The organism is Paenarthrobacter sp. CM16 (assembly GCF_013179505.1).
Classification (GTDB): Bacteria; Actinomycetota; Actinomycetes; order Actinomycetales; family Micrococcaceae; genus Arthrobacter.
The window spans coordinates 1-2113 of the sequence record NZ_JABMCX010000478.1; the positions used below are offsets into that span (position 1 = coordinate 1).

Consider the following 2113-nt stretch of genomic DNA (forward strand, 5'->3'; position numbering starts at 1 on the left):
TTCCGGATCGCGAGCCGTTCCAGGCAGCGCTTGACGCCCACAGGATGAACTTCGCCCGCGTGTAGGCCACGTAAGCAAGCCGCCGTTCCTCGGCTTCACCGTGATGCTGGACCTCGGACTTGAAATCCTTCTCCGCGTCCAGCCATCCCTTTTGGTCAGGTTGGTCCAGGTCCCACTGCGGCAGGTCTGCACGGTCACCCCGCAACGGCCAGGGCAAGGCAGCAGCTCCACTGGACCACCGTGAATCCCTGGTACTGGGGAATGATCCCGTGTTAAGACCAGGGACGAAGACAACGTCCCACTCCAAGCCTTTGGAGGCGTGAACCGTCAACAACTGCACTGCTTCCCGATTGGTCTCCACCGGGGCCAGATCCAATCCGCCTTCTTCGGATGCCGCCGCTTCCAACCAGGCCAGGAATGCCAGCAGATCAATGCGCTGGGATGTCTGCAGGAACCCGGCCGCTGCATCCTGGAAAGCATCCAGGTTCCTGCGGGCCTGGTGGATGCTGATTCCAGGTTTGGCGGCCACCTCAATGTCCAGGAGCATGGCACGCTCAACCTCGCCAAGGAGCGTGGTGAGATCATCCCCGATGTAGCTCCTCAGCGAACGAAGTTCTGAAGAAAGTCGGGACAGTCTTTCCAGGGCTGTTGCGCTTAGGGTCCGGCCATGGCCGGATATCCAGCCGGGCTTGGGCAGGAAATCCAGGGCCTCCACCAGGCTGGAGGCATCGGTGATGTCACTTTCAACCACTACCGACGGTTCCTCGTTGTCATCCATGGATTCGGCTGCGGTGCCCGGGTGCGAGCGGCGGCGGGCCAGGAAGCGCGACCAGTCATGGAAAGCCATCAGGTCTGCCGGGCCGATACGCCATCGGGCCCCGGACAGCAGCCTCATCAGGGCGTCGGACCGCCCTGGGTCAGCCAAGACGCGCAGGGTAGCGACCAGGTCTACGATTTCCGGGGTATCCAGCAAGCCCCCAAGACCCACGATCTCGTAGGCGATTCCTTGCAGCTCGAATTCCCGGCGGAGACACTCCATCTGTGCACGACGCCGGCACAGGACCGCCATGGTGGGCTTAACGGGCGTTCCGTCACCCTCTTCCTCGAAGACAGTCCTCTGATAGCGGCGGACGTCGCGGGCTATGACTGCTGCTTCATCCTCGTCGGTGCTGAAACGACCGATAACCACGCTGCCATCCACCGCTCCCGGACTCGGGACCAGCGCCGGAACCGGGACGTTGCCTGCTGCAGCCCTCTCCCCTGCAGGGCCATCCGCTGCCACCGCCTTGTTCAAGGGAGCGGCGATGGTATTGGCTGCCTCAAGGATATTCCTGCCGTTCCGCCAAGCGGTGGTCAGATACGAGGTTGGGGCCACTGAATAGGTCTCAGAGCCATCCTTTGTATCTACATGCCTCACGGGAAACTCCTGCACAAAATGGAAGAGCTGTCCGGCTGAGGCACCGCGGAAGCCGTAGATGGACTGGTTGGGATCGCCCACTGCAGTAACGGCGTGTCCCCGGCCGAACAGACGCGAGAAAAGCACCAGTTGGGCATGGGAGGTGTCCTGGAACTCGTCCAGAAGAACCACTTTGTACCGGGCCCTCTCTGTAGACGCCGCGAGCGGGATGTCACTGGCGATCCGGGCAGCAAGGGCCACAAGGTCGCCGAAATCAAGGACTCCGCGGTGCCGCTTCGCTTCCTGGTAGCGCACCACCATATCTGCCACGCTGGCACGGGTCCTGAGCATGGCCGCCAAGGAAGCTGCTGCCTGGGTGGGATTCTTGTTGGCTCCAGCTGCGTAGGGAAGTTGCTCGAACGCCTCAACCCGCTCCAGCACCCAATTCCGGACCGAAGCTGGATCCTGAAGGTGTTCGGCGCACTCCCCCGCCAACTGGATCACGGCATTGACCAATGTGGACTTGGCGGCCGTGAAGTGCTGGTAGTCGCCGTCGTAGGCCTCCACTACTTCACTGGCCAACTGCCAGGACTGTGCCCCGCCCAGCAGGACCACATCCCGCTCGATCCCCAGCCGCAGCCCGTAATCGGACACGATGCCGCTTGCATACGAGTGATACGTGGAGACTTTTGGTTCGAGGTCGTCGGCCCCCAAAAG

General features: G+C 62.2%; 1 protein-coding gene. It reads right to left on the reverse strand.

Annotation, left to right across the window (positions count from 1 at the left end; genetic code table 11):
* The coding region (locus HP499_RS23630) for an ATP-dependent helicase (protein WP_172326479.1) at positions 1 to 2113 on the reverse strand (2113 nt) is incomplete at both ends.